This is a genomic window from Pseudomonas sp. GM80 (assembly GCF_000282515.1).
Classification (GTDB): domain Bacteria; phylum Pseudomonadota; class Gammaproteobacteria; order Pseudomonadales; family Pseudomonadaceae; genus Aquipseudomonas.
Genome location: NZ_AKJD01000094.1, coordinates 1 through 13,939, shown reverse-complemented (window position 1 = coordinate 13,939; position 13,939 = coordinate 1). Strand labels below are relative to the sequence as shown.

The 13,939-nt window shown below is 58.7% G+C and carries 14 protein-coding genes; 9 read left to right on the top strand and 5 right to left on the bottom strand.

What is annotated here, in order from left to right:
- Window positions 1-60: 60 nt before the first annotated feature.
- The 6 genes from PMI37_RS15905 to PMI37_RS15880 all read left to right on the top strand — a co-directional run bounded on the left by PMI37_RS15905 (window position 61) and on the right by PMI37_RS15880 (window position 7,206).
- A complete protein-coding gene (locus PMI37_RS15905; RefSeq protein WP_008082580.1) occupies window positions 61-1,077 on the top strand; it encodes an AraC family transcriptional regulator in 1,017 nt (338 codons plus the stop codon).
- Window positions 1,078-1,392: 315 nt separating this feature from the next.
- On the top strand, window positions 1,393-3,057 hold the full coding sequence (locus PMI37_RS15900) for an AMP-binding protein (RefSeq protein WP_008082579.1): 1,665 nt from the start codon (window positions 1,393-1,395) through the stop codon (window positions 3,055-3,057).
- A gap of 16 nt (window positions 3,058-3,073) precedes the next feature.
- A complete protein-coding gene (locus tag PMI37_RS15895) occupies window positions 3,074-3,835 on the top strand; it encodes an SDR family NAD(P)-dependent oxidoreductase (RefSeq protein ID WP_008082577.1) in 762 nt (253 codons plus the stop codon).
- A gap of 12 nt (window positions 3,836-3,847) precedes the next feature.
- Window positions 3,848-5,041 carry an acetyl-CoA C-acyltransferase gene (locus PMI37_RS15890; RefSeq protein WP_008082572.1) on the top strand — a complete coding sequence of 398 codons (1,194 nt, stop codon included), beginning with the start codon at window positions 3,848-3,850 and terminating at the stop codon, window positions 5,039-5,041.
- A gap of 138 nt (window positions 5,042-5,179) precedes the next feature.
- Window positions 5,180-6,307 carry an acyl-CoA dehydrogenase gene (locus tag PMI37_RS15885; RefSeq protein WP_008082571.1) on the top strand — a complete coding sequence of 376 codons (1,128 nt, stop codon included), beginning with the start codon at window positions 5,180-5,182 and terminating at the stop codon, window positions 6,305-6,307.
- Window positions 6,308-6,432: 125 nt separating this feature from the next.
- Window positions 6,433-7,206, top strand: a complete 774-nt coding sequence (locus tag PMI37_RS15880; RefSeq protein ID WP_008082570.1) for an enoyl-CoA hydratase — start codon at window positions 6,433-6,435, stop codon at window positions 7,204-7,206.
- Between the two features lie 111 nt (window positions 7,207-7,317).
- Here PMI37_RS15880 and PMI37_RS15875 read toward each other — a convergent pair whose 3' ends face one another.
- Both PMI37_RS15875 and PMI37_RS15870 read right to left on the bottom strand, forming a co-directional pair.
- A complete protein-coding gene (locus tag PMI37_RS15875) occupies window positions 7,318-8,469 on the bottom strand; it encodes an acyl-CoA dehydrogenase family protein (protein ID WP_008082569.1) in 1,152 nt (383 codons plus the stop codon).
- Window positions 8,470-8,472: 3 nt separating this feature from the next.
- Window positions 8,473-9,579 (bottom strand): enoyl-CoA hydratase/isomerase family protein, encoded by a 1,107-nt coding sequence (locus PMI37_RS15870; protein WP_008082567.1) that lies wholly within the window; start codon window positions 9,577-9,579, stop codon window positions 8,473-8,475.
- Between the two features lie 432 nt (window positions 9,580-10,011).
- Between PMI37_RS15870 and PMI37_RS31335 the strand changes: the two genes are divergently transcribed.
- The gene (locus PMI37_RS31335; RefSeq protein WP_081500513.1) at window positions 10,012-10,221 is read left to right on the top strand and encodes a PAAR domain-containing protein; all 210 of its coding nucleotides are present in this window, start codon (window positions 10,012-10,014) and stop codon (window positions 10,219-10,221) included.
- Here the strand turns inward: PMI37_RS31335 and PMI37_RS31970 are convergent.
- The gene (locus PMI37_RS31970) at window positions 10,189-10,449 is read right to left on the bottom strand and encodes a hypothetical protein (RefSeq protein WP_008082561.1); all 261 of its coding nucleotides are present in this window, start codon (window positions 10,447-10,449) and stop codon (window positions 10,189-10,191) included. The genes PMI37_RS31335 and PMI37_RS31970 overlap by 33 nt on opposite strands.
- Before the next feature lie 68 nt (window positions 10,450-10,517).
- Between PMI37_RS31970 and PMI37_RS15865 the strand changes: the two genes are divergently transcribed.
- Complete coding sequence (locus PMI37_RS15865) at window positions 10,518-11,219, top strand: hypothetical protein (protein WP_008082560.1); 702 nt, start codon at window positions 10,518-10,520, stop codon at window positions 11,217-11,219.
- A gap of 88 nt (window positions 11,220-11,307) precedes the next feature.
- Complete coding sequence (locus tag PMI37_RS15860) at window positions 11,308-11,667, top strand: hypothetical protein (RefSeq protein WP_008082559.1); 360 nt, start codon at window positions 11,308-11,310, stop codon at window positions 11,665-11,667.
- A gap of 89 nt (window positions 11,668-11,756) precedes the next feature.
- On the opposite strand, the gene PMI37_RS15855 is transcribed toward PMI37_RS15860, so the two are convergent.
- Together PMI37_RS15855 and PMI37_RS15850 are read right to left on the bottom strand one after the other, a co-directional pair.
- A complete protein-coding gene (locus PMI37_RS15855) occupies window positions 11,757-12,443 on the bottom strand; it encodes an HPP family protein (RefSeq protein ID WP_008082558.1) in 687 nt (228 codons plus the stop codon).
- A gap of 157 nt (window positions 12,444-12,600) precedes the next feature.
- Complete coding sequence (locus tag PMI37_RS15850; protein ID WP_045123166.1) at window positions 12,601-13,779, bottom strand: MFS transporter; 1,179 nt, start codon at window positions 13,777-13,779, stop codon at window positions 12,601-12,603.
- Window positions 13,780-13,939: the final 160 nt, after the last annotated feature.

Below are 13,939 nucleotides of genomic sequence, written 5' to 3'. Positions count from 1 at the left end.
CCTGCATGGGTTGCGGTAAGATGCTTGCCACTCAAAAAACAACAAGGTTTACCGCGCTCCATGTCGGAAAAAGACACCATCGCCGTGCAACTGGTGCGTGAAGCGCTGCTGCAAAGTTGTGCCCCGGGCGTGGCCACGGATGAAGTCTTGAACAAGGTCGGGATTGATCCGGCGCTGCTGCAATCCGAGGGCGGGCGGGTACCGGCCTCGCAGTACGCCAGACTCTGGCGCCTGCTGGCCCGACGTGGCGACGACGAGTTTTTTGGCATGGACTCACGCAAGCTGAAGTCCGGCAGCCTGGAATTCCTCTGCCGCAGCGCGATGGCGCAGCCGACGCTGGCGGCGGGTTTGAGCACGGGGCTGAGCTTTCTCTCGTTGATGCTGGAGCGCCTGCCGGCGCAGTTGGTGCATCAACAGAGTCTCGCGGAAATCGTCCTGCTCGAAGACGACCCTGAACCGCGCCGTGCCTTCACCTATTTCACCTATTGGATGATCGTCCACGGCGTCGCCTGCTGGCTGGCGGGACGGCGGATTCCGATTCTGGCCATCGAACTGCGCTGTCCTGAGCCGGATTTTACCGATGACTACCGGGTGATGTTCTCGGAGAACCTGCGTTTCGATCGCCCCCGTACGCGAATGATCTTTTCCGCGGATTGCCTTGAGCTACCGATCAAACGTTCTGCCGAAGAGCTGAAACGCTTTTTGGCCCATGCGCCGGCGAACATTCTGGTGAAGTACCGCGACCCGGAGAGTCTCGCCAGTCGGATCAAGCAGGATTTGCGGCAGTTGCCCGCTGAGCAGTGGCCGGAAACCGAGGCTTTGGCCCAGCAGTTGTGCATGTCGGCCTCGACCTTGCGCCGACGACTGGCCGAGGAAGGGCAGACGTATCAGGGCCTCAAGGACAGCGTGCGCAAGGAATTGGCGATTGTCTGGCTGGCGGAACCTTCGATCAGTTTTGTCGAGATTGCGAGTCGGTTGGGGTTTGCCGATGCGAGTTCGTTTTATAAGGCGTTTCGTAAGTGGTCGGGGTCGAATCCGGGGCATTACCGCACGCTGATCCTCAATGAGGTTGTCTGACCCGGCCCTATCGCGAGCAGGCTCACTCCTACATTTGAAAGGCACTCCCCCTGTGATGATCGTTCCCACGCTCCGCGTGGGAACGCCTGATGGGACGCTCCGCGTTCCAATTCTGAAGTGGACGCAGAGCGTCCGGGACTGCATTCCCACGCGGAGCGTGGGAACGATCGGCAGGGGGGGCGATGTTGAGCTGTCTTGGCCAAACCAGTCAGCCACTTTGATGGCTTTGACCATTGCCCCAGCCCCCACACAGCGCGACTATCCCTCTGTTGTTTACGCTTCCCAGCCTAATAAAAACACAGAGGGATTCTGGCAATGCGCGATTACTTGTCTGCCACCACACAGTTCAACTATCAGCACACCGTTGATGCCGCACTCAGCGGTACGCTTGAGGCACTCAATGCCTGCGTCGAATGCTGCGACCGTCATGCCTTGCCCGGGCGTATCGCGCTGTTCTGGGAAGGTCGCGACGGCACCAGTGCGACGTACACTTTCAGCGATCTGCAAGACAAAGCCGCGCGTTTCGCCAATTTCCTCCAGGCCCAGGGCGTGCAGAAAGGTGACAAGGTCGCCGGCCTGCTGCCACGCAACATCGAATTGCTCATCACCGTGCTCGCCACCTGGCGCATCGGCGCGGTGTATCAGCCGCTGTTTACCGCGTTCGGCCCCAAAGCCCTTGAACACCGCCTGAACAGCTCAGGCGCCAAGGTCGTGGTCACCGATGCAGTCAACCGGCCGAAACTCGCTGAAGTTGCTGACTGCCCAACTCTCGTTACCGTTGGCGGCGCCAAAGGCCAGGGCATCGTCCGTGGCGATTACAGCTTCTGGGCCGAACTGGCCAACTATTCCAACGTTTGCGAACCGGTGCTGCTGACCGGCGAAGACCCGTTCCTGCTGATGTTCACTTCGGGCACCACCGGCCCGTCGAAAGCGCTGTCGGTGCCGCTCAAAGCCATCGTCGCCTTCCAGAGCTACACCCGCGATGCCGTGGATCTGCGCCCGGAAGATTCATTCTGGAACGTCGCCGATCCCGGCTGGGCCTACGGCATTTATTTCGGCGTCACCGGCCCTTTGTCGATGGGGCATCCGATCACTTTCTACGATGGCCCGTTCACCCTCGAAAGCACCTGCCGGGTGATCAACAAATACGGCATCACCAACCTCACCGGTTCACCGACGGCCTACCGCCTGCTGATTGCCGGCGGTGATGAGTTTGCCAAGTCGATCAAGGGCAAACTGCGCATTGTCAGCAGCGCCGGCGAGCCCCTGAACCCAGAAGTGATCCGCTGGTTCGCCGACAACCTCGACGTGGTCATTCACGATCACTACGGCCAGACCGAACTGGGCATGGTGCTGTGCAACCACCACGGCCTCGACCACGCGGTTCACGTCGGTGCCGCCGGTTTTGCCTCGCCGGGCCATCGCATCGTCGTGCTCGATGATCAGTACAACGAACTCGGCGTCGGCCAGCCCGGCATCCTCGCCATCGACCGCCCGCAATCGCCGATGTGCTGGTTCGGTGGCTACGAAGGTGCGCCGACCAAAGCCTTCGTCGGCGATTACTACCTCAGCGGCGACACCGTGGAATGGAATCCGGACGGCAGCATCAGTTTCGTCGGTCGCAGCGATGACGTGATCACCACTTCCGGCTATCGCGTCGGTCCGTTCGACGTGGAAAGTGCGCTGATCGAACACCCGGCAGTGGTCGAAGCGGCGGTCGTCGGCAAACCGGACCCGGAGCGCACCGAACTGGTCAAAGCCTTTGTCGTGCTCAGTACGCAATACCGCGCCGCGCCGGAGCTGGCCGAAGAACTGCGCCAACACGTGCGCAAACGTCTGGCCGCGCATTCGTACCCGCGTGAAATCGAATTTGTCAGCGAATTGCCCAAGACCACGAGCGGCAAATTGCAGCGCTTTATCTTGCGCAACCAGGAAATCGCCAAGGCTCAAGAGGCCGCGGCGTCTAACGTTTCAGCTTGAATCAGGAAAGACAGTCATGCAGATCGAGAACAAGGTTTTTATCGTCACCGGCGGCGCCTCCGGCCTTGGCGCCGCGACCGCTGAATTACTGGTGAATGCCGGCGCCAAAGTGATGTTGGTGGACATGAATGCCGAAGCCGTCGCCGCTCAGGCCCAGCGTCTGGGCGCGCAAAGTGTGGTGGCTGACATCAGCAACGAAGCCGCCGCCGAAGCCGCCGTGCAAGCGACCGTCGCCGCGTTTGGCAGCCTCAACGGTCTGGTCAACTGCGCCGGTATCGTGCGAGGCGAGAAGATTCTCGGCAAGAACGGCCCACATGCGCTGAGCAGCTTCGCCCAGGTGATCAACGTCAACCTGATCGGCAGCTTCAACATGCTGCGTCTGGCCGCTGCGGCCATCGCCGAATCCGAAGCCAATGCCGACGGCGAACGCGGCGTAATCATCAACACCGCCTCGGTGGCAGCATTCGACGGCCAGATCGGTCAGGCAGCTTACGCCGCATCCAAAGGCGCAATCGCCAGTCTGACTCTGCCCGCCGCCCGTGAACTGGCGCGTTTCGGCATTCGCGTGATGACCATCGCACCGGGCATTTTCGAAACGCCGATGATGGCCGGCATGACCCCGGAAGTGCGCGATTCGCTGGCTGCCGGCGTACCGTTCCCGCCGCGCCTGGGCAAGCCTGGCGAATACGCTGCACTGGTTCGACATATCATCGAAAACAGCATGCTCAACGGCGAGGTGATCCGTCTCGACGGTGCCTTGCGCATGGCCGCCAAGTAAGGAGGATTTGTCATGACTATTTCCAACGATCCGATTGTTATCGTCAGCGCTGTGCGCACGCCCATGGGCGGCTTCCAGGGCGAACTGAAAAGCCTCACCGCGCCGCAACTCGGTGCTGCGGCGATCAAGGCTGCGGTTGAACGCGCCGGTGTCGCTAGTGATTCGGTTGATGAAGTGCTGTTCGGTTGCGTGTTGCCGGCGGGGCTCGGTCAGGCACCTGCGCGTCAGGCTGCATTGGGCGCGGGACTGGATAAATCGACCCGTTGCACCACCGTCAACAAGATGTGCGGTTCGGGCATGGAGACCACCATTCTCGCCCACGACATGCTGATCGCCGGCAGTGCCGATGTGGTCATCGCTGGCGGCATGGAGAGCATGTCCAACTCGCCGTATCTGCTGGATCGCGCTCGCGCCGGTTACCGCATGGGCCATGGTCGCGTGCTTGATTCGATGTTCCTCGACGGCCTCGAAGACGCCTACGACAAGGGGCGCCTGATGGGCACCTTTGCCGAAGATTGTGCCGAGACCAATCATTTCAGCCGCGAAGCGCAGGATGCCTTTGCCATCGCCTCGACCACCCGCGCGCAGCAGGCGATTCAGGACGGCAGCTTCAAGGACGAAATCGTCCCGCTGACCGTGACCGTCGGCAAAGAACAGGTGCTGATCAGCAACGACGAGCAGCCGCCGAAAGCCAAACTGGACAAGATCGCCTCACTGAAACCGGCCTTCCGCGAAGGCGGCACGGTGACGGCGGCCAATTCCAGTTCGATCTCTGACGGCGCGGCGGCACTGCTGCTGATGCGTCAGTCTCAGGCGCAGAAACTGGGGCTGAAACCGTTGGCCGTGATCCATGGTCATGCCGCGTTCGCCGATACCCCCGGCCTGTTCCCGGTGGCGCCGATTGGGGCGATCAAAAAACTCATCAAGAAGACCGGCTGGTCGCTGGGTGACGTTGATCTGTTCGAGGTCAACGAAGCGTTTGCCGTGGTCGGCATGGCGGCGATGACGCATCTGGAAATCCCCCACGACAAGCTCAACGTGCATGGCGGTGCATGTGCGCTGGGCCATCCGATCGGTGCCTCCGGTGCGCGGATTCTGGTGACATTGCTGTCGGCCCTGCGCCAGCGAAACCTCAAGCGCGGTATCGCTGCGATCTGCATCGGCGGCGGCGAAGCCACAGCCATGGCCGTGGAATGCCTCTACTAAACACACTCCCCCTGTAGGAGCTGTCGAGTGCAACGAGGCTGCGATCTTTTGATCTTGTTTTTAAGATCAAGATCAAAAGATCGCAGCCTGCGGCAGCTCCTACAGGGGGGTGTGGTCAACCGGATTTAAGGATTCAGCATGATTCCCAACGAAGACCAAACCCAGATCCGCGAAATGGCCCGGCAGTTTGCCGAGGAACGCCTCAAGCCGTTCGCCGCCGAGTGGGATCGCGAACACCGCTTCCCCAAGGAAGCCATCGGTGAAATGGCCGAGCTGGGCTTTTTCGGCATGCTCGTGCCGGAGCAGTGGGGCGGTTGCGACACCGGCTACCTGGCGTATGCCATGGCCCTGGAAGAAATCGCTGCCGGTGATGGCGCCTGCTCAACGATCATGAGCGTGCACAACTCGGTCGGCTGCGTGCCGATCCTCAAGTTCGGCAACGACGATCAGCGCGAACGTTTCCTCAAACCGCTGGCCAGCGGCGCCATGCTCGGTGCCTTCGCGCTGACCGAGCCACAAGCCGGTTCCGACGCCAGCAGCCTGAAAACCCGCGCGCGGCTGGAAGGCGATCACTATGTGTTGAACGGCTGCAAACAGTTCATCACTTCCGGGCAGAACGCCGGGATCGTCATCGTCTTCGCGGTGACTGATCCGAGCGCCGGCAAGCGCGGGATCACGGCGTTCATCGTGCCGACCGATTCACCGGGCTATAAAGTCGCTCGCGTCGAAGACAAGCTCGGCCAGCACGCCTCTGACACCTGCCAGATTCTTTTCGAAGACGTGAAAGTGCCGGTGGCCAACCGTTTGGGCGAGGAGGGCGAGGGCTACAAGATTGCCTTGGCCAACCTTGAGGGCGGCCGTGTCGGCATCGCCTCGCAATCGGTGGGCATGGCCCGTGCGGCATTCGAAGCGGCGCGCGATTACGCCCGTGAGCGTGACACCTTCGGCAAGCCGATCATCGAACATCAAGCTGTCGCGTTCCGCCTAGCTGACATGGCCACGCAAATTGCCGTCGCCCGGCAGATGGTGCATTACGCGGCGGCCCTGCGTGACAGCGGCCAGCCGGCACTGGTCGAGGCGTCGATGGCCAAACTGTTCGCCTCGGAAATGGCCGAGAAGGTCTGTTCGATGGCATTGCAGACGCTGGGCGGTTACGGTTACCTCAACGACTTCCCGCTGGAACGCATCTACCGCGACGTGCGCGTCTGCCAGATTTACGAAGGCACCAGCGACATTCAGCGCATGGTCATCTCCCGCAACCTATAAACCCCACCCCGTGTGTAGGAGCTGACGAGTGCAACGAGGCTGCGATCTTTTGATCTTGAAAATCAACGTCAACAGATCGCAGCCTGCGGCAGCTCCTTCACAGGGAATGAATTGAGGAGTTATGTATGAGCTACGAAACGATTCTGCTGGAAAACCACGGCCGCGTTGGCCTGATCACCCTCAACCGTCCGCAGGCGCTGAATGCCCTGAACGCGCAGCTGGTCAGCGAAGTCAATCAGGCGCTGGATACCTTGGAAGCGGACGCGAACATCGGCTGCATCGTGATCACCGGTTCGAAAAAAGCTTTTGCCGCCGGTGCCGACATCAAGGAAATGGCTGAGCTGACCTACCCGCAGATCTACATGGACGACCTGTTCAGCGACAGCGATCGCGTGGCTAACCGTCGCAAGCCGATCATCGCCGCAGTCAATGGTTTTGCCCTCGGCGGTGGCTGTGAACTGGCGCTGATGTGCGACTTCATTCTGGCCGGCGACAACGCCAAATTCGGCCAACCGGAAATCAACCTCGGCGTGTTGCCGGGCATGGGCGGAACCCAGCGTTTGACCCGCGCCGTAGGCAAGGCCAAGGCCATGGAGATGTGTTTGAGCGGGCGCTTGATTGATGCGGTGGAAGCGGAGCGTTGCGGGATTGTGGCGCGTATCGTGCCGAGCGATGAGCTGCTCGATGAAGCGCTAAAGGTGGCGGCGGTGATCGCCAGCAAGTCGTTGCCGATTGCGATGATGGTCAAGGAGAGCGTGAATCGTGCGTTCGAAGTCAACCTGACTGAAGGCGTACGGTTTGAGCGCCGGGTGTTCCATGCGGCGTTTGCCACGCAGGATCAGAAGGAAGGCATGGCGGCGTTCGTCGCCAAGCGTGTGCCGGAGTTCAAGGGCAAATAACATCGCGGCCAGTTCCTGCATTCTGTAGGAGCTGCCGCAGGCTGCGATCTTTCGATTTTGCTCTCAGGATCAAAGGATCGCAGCCTCGTTGCACTCGACAGCTCCTACAGGTTAGAGCTGGTAGTTCTTCAAATCCCGCGCAATGACCATCCGCTGTATCTCGCTCGACCCCTCATAAATCTGCGTGATCCGCGCATCGCGGTAGTATTTCTCGACCGGATAATCTTCCAGATAGCCATACCCGCCATGAATCTGAATCGCTGACGAACAGACCTTCTCGGCCATTTCCGAGGCAAACAATTTGGCCTGCGAGGCTTCCGACAAACACGGTTTACCCGCCGAACGCAGGCGCGCCGCGTGCAGGATCAGCAGGCGTGCCGCGTTGATCTGCATGTGCATGTCGGCCAGCAGGTTGGCGATGCTCTGGTGTTCGATGATCGGCTTGTCGAACTGCACCCGATCTTTCGAGTAGGCGAGCGCCGCTTCAAACGCCGCGCGGGCTATGCCGAGCGCCTGAGCGGCGATGCCGATACGTCCGCCCTCAAGATTGGACAGGGCAATCGCCAGGCCTTTGCCGCGTTCGCCGAGCAGGTTGGCCTCGGGAATGCTGCAGTTGTTCAACGTCACGGCGCAGGTGTCGGAAGCACGGATACCCATTTTGTGTTCGGTGCGATCAACGATAAAACCGGCGGTATCCGTCGGTACCAGAAACGCCGAAATGCCTTTCTTGCCCAAATCCGGATCGGTCACTGCAAACACGATCGCCAGTTTCGCCCGTTTGCCGTTGCTGACAAATTGCTTGGAACCGTTGATCACCCACTGGCCGTCGCGCAGCTCGGCGCGGGTGCGCAGGTTGTGCGCCTCCGAGCCGGCCTGCGGCTCGGTCAGGCAGAAGCAGCCGATGGTTTGCCCACTGGCGAGGTCCGCCAGCCAGGTCTGTTTCTGGGCTTCGCTGCCGTAGTTGAGCACCGGGCCGCAGCCGACCGAATTGTGAATGCTCATGAACGCGCCAGTCGCGCCATCGCCTGCGGAAATTTCTTCGACCGCCAAGGCATACGCCACGTAGTCAACATAAGTACCGCCCCATTCTTCGGGCACCACCATGCCGAGCAAACCCAGTTCGCCCATCTTCGCGACCAGCGCGTCGTCGATCCAGCCAGCCTTTTCCCACGCTTGCGCGTGCGGTGCGATTTCGCCACGGGCGAAGTCCCGGGCCATGTCGCGGATCATCACTTGTTCTTCAGTCAGTTCGAGATCGTGCATGGCTCAGTTCCCGCTCTCAGCAAACCCGTGGAAGAAACTCGCGACATGGTCCGCGTCGAGCGCAGTCAGAGTCGGCGGGTTCCAGCGAGGTGTCTTGTCTTTGTCGATCAGCAGGGCACGTACGCCCTCGATCAAGTCGCCGCGCTCAAACCACTGGCGGTCCAGATGCAACTCCAGTGCGAAGCACTGTTCCAGGCTCAGGTGACGGCCGCGACGGAGCATGTCCAGGGTCACGGCCATGGCCAGTGGCGAGCGGGTTTCCAGCAGATTCGCGGTGGCGGTTGCCCATTCATGACTGTCGGCGACGGTGACCGCGCGCAGTTGCTCGACCATGCTTGGCACGTCGGGCAGGGCGAAGAAGTGGTCGATGGCCGGGCGCAGCGCTTCCAGTGGCGCATCGGCCAGGGTTTGCACGGCGTGTTTGGCCAACAGGTTCTGCAGCGCCTTGAGCGGCGTATCTTGCCATTCCAGTTGATCGAGTTTTTCATCGAGCAGCGCCAGTTTGCTGCTGTCCAGATACCAGTCGGCGAGGCCGCAATACAGCGCATCGGCCGCGCGAATCTGTACGCCGCTGACGCCCAGATAAATCCCCAGTTCACCGGGAATCCGCGACAGGAAATAACTGCCGCCGACGTCCGGGAAATAACCGATGGCCACTTCCGGCATCGCCAGTCGGCTCTTCTCGGTGACCACGCGCAGATCCGCGCCCTGCACCAGACCCATGCCGCCGCCGAGGACAAAACCGTCCATCAAGGCCAGCACCGGTTTGCGGTAGTGATGAATCGTCAGGTCGAGGGCGTATTCCTCGACGAAGAAGTCTTCGTGCAAGGTATCGCCGCTTTTGAAGCTGTCGTACAGCGAGCGAATGTCGCCGCCGGCGCAGAAGGCTTTTTCACCGGCACCGCGCAGCACTACTGCATGGACATTGGCGTCAGCCGCCCAGGCGTCAAGCTGTTGTTGCAGCAGGCGCACCATGTCGAGGGTGATGGCGTTGAGGCCGGCGGGTCGGTTGAGGGTCAGGTGACCGATGTGGTTGCGAACCTCGGCCAGCACGTCGTCTTGCGTGGCATCCATGGACTGAGTCCGCGGGGATGAAGCCTGAGCTGTCATCAGTAACTCCCTGCTTTTATTGTCTTTATTCGAGAAGCTCGCGCGCGAGCGTTACCGGATCGTAACAGTGCAAATTTGCCCTGTACAACGGGGATATCTGCAGGGCCTGTCTGCGTTTTTACCTTACCCAAAAATATACGCGGGCTCATGTAGGAGCTGCCGAAGGATGCGATCTGTTGATCTTGTTTTTTCAAGATCAAAAGATCGCGGCTTCGTTGTATTTAACAGCTCTTGCTTCAAATCCGCTTCAGAATCTGTCGGCCGAGCACATCTTTCACGTCGATAGGAAGTGAGCAAAGGTCAGTCAACCGGCGGTGCATGGGAGGAGGCTTCTTATCGTGTAAGCCAGTTCCCGTATAGTTTCATTTGTTCAGGAACCATCGAAGATCAGGTAACATCCGCCAGTTCGTGATGTTAGAAGGAGACTAAACGATGGCAGGAAAGCCAGTCGCACGACTAGGAGATCCGGGCAGTCACGGTGGGAATATCACTACCGGATCAAGCCCGATTTTTGTTAACTCAATGCCCGTGGCTTTGGTAGGAGATATCTACTCCTGTCCGATTCACGGTAGCAACCCCATAACAACAGGCGCCCCGCATGTCTTTGGGTTAGGGAAAGACGTAGCGCACGTTGACTCGTAAACAGCATGTGGCGCGACGATAACGGCTGGTTCCCCCGATACTTTTGTCGGTGAGTTTGGGGGTGGTGCTTCGACCAGTTTTTTCTCGGAATTTCTCAAAGAAAAGACTTTTGTTGAGTTTCAGTTGCTTGACGATAGAGATGAGCCTATCGCCAACGAAGCATATGAACTGACGCTGCCCGATGGAACTGTGATGACCGGTGTTCTTGACGGAAATGGCTTCGTGCATGTGGCAAATATTCCCAGGGGAAGTTGCAGTATAAAATTCCCGAAACTTGAAGATACGGAACATCTTTAATGGTTCAGCCTACCAAGACGTCTGGTACCAAACAGGCAGCAAAATCTTCAGGTGCATCAGGCAAAACCACCAAGACGAATAGATTGGCAGTGTCCGGTGCATTTATGGAAATTCTAATCGGAGGCCCCTATACGTTAAAAGGAGAAGATCATACTTACGGTCACGCTGCTTTGCGCGTTGTCGTGGATAATAAAGACATCACCTACGACTTCGGGCGGTATGGGCTGGTATGGGGGCCTTTCAAAAGTGAAGGAGAGGGTGTCTTCAATGTATGGACATCTTTCAATGCGTACATAGCGAACGAAAACCGCTACGGGAGGACTACAACGGGTTTTGTTTATTATCTGGGTAATAAAGAAGCCGAGGCGGTGAATACGTACTTCGATGGCGTCATTGCGAGAAAAAAAGAATTGAGAAAGAAGTTTCCTACTTCGACTCGATATCTTTTGCCCGAGAGTTATCAGCCAACGACGAACAACTGTACAACCATGACCATTGGCGGGGCTAAGGTTTCAGGAAAGGCAATCATACAAAACCCCGAGCAGTATGCAGAGCTGAGGGGGCTTTCTTGGGTGGAAAGACAAGCGACGCACACTCAAAGCTCTCCTCGGGATGGAATATTCATGCCGGCAGATTTTCAGGCCATGCTCGAAGGCAACACTGAGGCACGCTATGATAAGAAAAATATTTACAAAAAGTAGGTTGTCACTATTTTTGATCGCAGTGACATTGATCAATGTTGGCGCACTATTTTTTGTTGTTTCTACTGGTTTGATAAGGAGTCGAAGCATGGATATGGTTAAGACAAGAGAGCCTTTGATGATTGCCGGGCGCGGCGATGATGAAAATTATTACGTGCTGCCTCGAGGTACCACACTTTATTATGATCAAAGCTATCCCGAGGGATTCAGTCGTTATATGGTTTACTTTAATCATCAGGGCGTTATTGCTGGTGATGAGGTGCCTATGAAGCCTGAGTATGGCGGCACTTTAATTGATCCTCTCTGGCTGACAAATGTTGATGCGGATACATTGAAGGAGATTTTTAAACGTTTCCCGCTCTCAAAGAAAGATGTCGCTGAAGCAATAAAGGCAAATGAAATCACCAAGGATGATTTGGCCGATATCATCCGGTCTATGCCGGACTAAGCGATTATGTCGGTGCTGCCAAAGAATGCGATTGTGCCTCTTTAAGAAGATCAAAAGATCGCAGCCTGCGGCAGCTCCTACATAAGGGGTCAGGTGAAGGTCGCGGTGATGCTGCGGCGTTTGGCGTGCAGTTCGCTGGCGTGGATCAGTTGTTCGAGGTCTTCGGGGGTGATGTCGATGAACGCTTCCATGTCGGCCAGCGCCAGCTTGAGGTCATCGGCGGTGATTGCCTGGCTGTCGACCGGGGCCAGAACCGGCGCCGGTTCTGCCGGGCGTTTCGGGTAACGAATCCGCGTCAGATTGTTGTAGGCCAAGGCGCTGAGCAACAGGCACGCGGCACCGAGCATCACCGGTTCCATGGCTTTCCAGTCCATGGCGATGGTCGCCGGATCGGCCAACACCAGGGTCAAGGCCAAGGCACCGGCCGGCGGGTGCAGGCAGCGCAACCAGCACATCAGAATCAGCGCCATGCCCGCCGCCAGGCAGGCACTACCGAGGGTTCGTCCCAGCACGTGTGCGACCAGCAGCGCGACAACGCCGGCACACAGATAACCGCCAATGATCGACCACGGCTGGGCGAGTGCGCCGGACGACACGGCGAATAGCAACACCGCTGAAGCACCCAACGGGCCGATCAGGTGGTAAGCCACTTCATGGCCAAACACCTGAGCGCAAAGCCACACACTAAACAGCGTCCCCAAAGCCATGCCGATAGCGGCGCGGCTCCATTCGGTCGGGCGGGTGTTGATGGCGGCGGGCAACCAGCGAGCGAGCATGTGAATCCGATTCCTTGCAGCAAATTCAGGGCAAAAAAAAGGACTTGTCCGGCAATCCGGAAAGCCCTCGAAGTGTTCCAACATTGGGGGAGGAACGCGCACAGTGTGCCGGTCTGGCTCGATGCTGACAAATTCATATAAATGCAGTTTGAATGCATTATTTTTGCACTAAGGCTATGCGGCGGCCACTGGCGAAACATAAATAGCCGCCGACCGCCGCCAAGGCACTCAAGGCGTAGAACATCACGGGCGCCGGCGTGTGCATCAGCAGAAACCCGCACATCACCGGGCTCGCCGCACCGCCCAAGGCCGCCAGATTCTGCGCGCCGTAGTAGCTGCCGCGCAGTTCTTCGGGGGCCAGGGTGTCGACAAACAGAAAGTCCGCCGGGTAAATGATCATCTCGCCGAGGGTGAAGATGAACATCGCCACGCACCAGCCGACCAGGCTGTCGGCCAGACTGAAACCGATCAGCCCGACGATGAACAGCGCCGTACCGCCGGCAATCCACTGACGCAGGTGCTCGCGCTTGAGAAAACGGCCGATCTGGTACTGCAGCAAAATCACTGTGATCGCGTTGCAGGCGAGCAGGGCGGCCATGGTGTCCAGCGTCTGTTGCTGGGTGTGGGTGACCAGCAGGTATTGCGACAGGTACAGAGTGAAGCGCCCGTGCACCAATGTGCTGAGCAGGCAGCCGAGGGTGAAGAGGATCATCGTGCGGTCGTTCTTCAGGATGATCAGGGTCTTGAGAAAACTTTGCGGCGGGCCGACTGCGGTAATCGGATTCGCTTCTTTCGTGGCGCCAAGTAGCAGGAAGATGCTGCCAATGGCAATCGCGCCCGCAACGATGAAGGGCGCTGACGGCTGGATACCGGCAATCACCACGCCGATCATCGGGCCGACGGCATAGCCGATGTTGGTCAGCGTGTAGTTCAGCGAAAACGCCTTGACCCGCTGGCCGACCGGCAGGTTTTCACTGAGGATCGCCTTGGAGCCAATCAGGAACAACGCCGACGCGGTTTCGCTGATGATCAGCACCACGGTGACCAGATACAGGTTCTGCGCGAAGGTCAGCAGCATCAGGCCGATGCCGCTCGACAACATGCTCAGGATCAGCAACTGCCGCTTGTCCAGCCGATCGATGATGTAGCCACCGTACAGCGACAACAGCGTGGCACTGAACACCGCGATGCCCAGAAGCAGGCCGACGTCTTGCGGGTTGAGGCCGAGTTTGTTGCTGAGGAACAGAGTGAGCAGCGGGCTGATCAGGGCGCGGCTGACGACGACGGTCAGCGAGCTGATCATCAACCGGCGGATGAAGCGCGAGTAGGTGGCCACGAAGAGGTCAATGTCCTTATTTGAAAATGCCTGGCGGGCGTACGCCATGCTCACCGGACAACCATCCCCGGTCAAATACAAATACGGTAGGAGCTGCCGCAGGCTGCGATCTTTTGATTTCGGACGCGGAGCGTCCCCGGCTGCATTCCCACGCGGAGCG

Excerpts from the sequence above, each read along its gene's own strand:
- PMI37_RS15905 (WP_008082580.1), top strand. The coding sequence starts at position 61 with ATGTCGGAAAAAGACACCATCGCCGTGCAACTGGTGCGTGAAGCGCTG.
- PMI37_RS15900 (WP_008082579.1), top strand. The coding sequence starts at position 1,393 with ATGCGCGATTACTTGTCTGCCACCACACAGTTCAACTATCAGCACACC.
- PMI37_RS15895 (WP_008082577.1), top strand. The coding sequence starts at position 3,074 with ATGCAGATCGAGAACAAGGTTTTTATCGTCACCGGCGGCGCCTCCGGC.
- PMI37_RS15890 (WP_008082572.1), top strand. The coding sequence starts at position 3,848 with ATGACTATTTCCAACGATCCGATTGTTATCGTCAGCGCTGTGCGCACG.
- PMI37_RS15885 (WP_008082571.1), top strand. The coding sequence starts at position 5,180 with ATGATTCCCAACGAAGACCAAACCCAGATCCGCGAAATGGCCCGGCAG.
- PMI37_RS15880 (WP_008082570.1), top strand. The coding sequence starts at position 6,433 with ATGAGCTACGAAACGATTCTGCTGGAAAACCACGGCCGCGTTGGCCTG.
- PMI37_RS15875 (WP_008082569.1), bottom strand. The coding sequence starts at position 8,469 with ATGCACGATCTCGAACTGACTGAAGAACAAGTGATGATCCGCGACATG.
- PMI37_RS15870 (WP_008082567.1), bottom strand. The coding sequence starts at position 9,579 with ATGACAGCTCAGGCTTCATCCCCGCGGACTCAGTCCATGGATGCCACG.
- PMI37_RS31335 (WP_081500513.1), top strand. The coding sequence starts at position 10,012 with ATGGCAGGAAAGCCAGTCGCACGACTAGGAGATCCGGGCAGTCACGGT.
- PMI37_RS31970 (WP_008082561.1), bottom strand. The coding sequence starts at position 10,449 with ATGCACGAAGCCATTTCCGTCAAGAACACCGGTCATCACAGTTCCATC.
- PMI37_RS15865 (WP_008082560.1), top strand. The coding sequence starts at position 10,518 with ATGGTTCAGCCTACCAAGACGTCTGGTACCAAACAGGCAGCAAAATCT.
- PMI37_RS15860 (WP_008082559.1), top strand. The coding sequence starts at position 11,308 with ATGGATATGGTTAAGACAAGAGAGCCTTTGATGATTGCCGGGCGCGGC.
- PMI37_RS15855 (WP_008082558.1), bottom strand. The coding sequence starts at position 12,443 with ATGCTCGCTCGCTGGTTGCCCGCCGCCATCAACACCCGCCCGACCGAA.